This is a genomic window from Aeromonas sp. sif2433, assembly GCF_019218705.1.
GTDB classification, from domain to species: domain Bacteria; phylum Pseudomonadota; class Gammaproteobacteria; order Enterobacterales; family Aeromonadaceae; genus Aeromonas; species Aeromonas encheleia.
Map to the genome: position 1 here is coordinate 1 of NZ_JAHUXD010000065.1, position 226 is coordinate 226.

Consider the following 226-nt stretch of genomic DNA (forward strand, 5'->3'; position numbering starts at 1 on the left):
TGGTCGTCGCCGGCAATCACCGGCAGATCGTTGGTGCCGGTGATGGTGATGACCACTTCGTGGCTGGTGCCGTCGGCACTGTGCACGGTGAAGGTCTCCACCTTGGTCTCACCCTCTTTCAGGTACTGCACGTCGCCGTTGGCCACGTTGTAGGTCCACTTGCCAGCGGTATCGATGGTCAGGTGGCCCAGAGCGCCGGCACTCGGGGTACCGGTACCGGCCTTGA

At 63.3% G+C, this 226-nt stretch carries 1 protein-coding gene; it reads right to left on the reverse strand.

Annotated elements, in window-relative coordinates; all coding sequences use genetic code 11:
* On the reverse strand, window positions 1-226 hold a 226-nt coding region (locus KW825_RS20425; RefSeq protein ID WP_218330257.1), incomplete at both ends, for a VCBS domain-containing protein.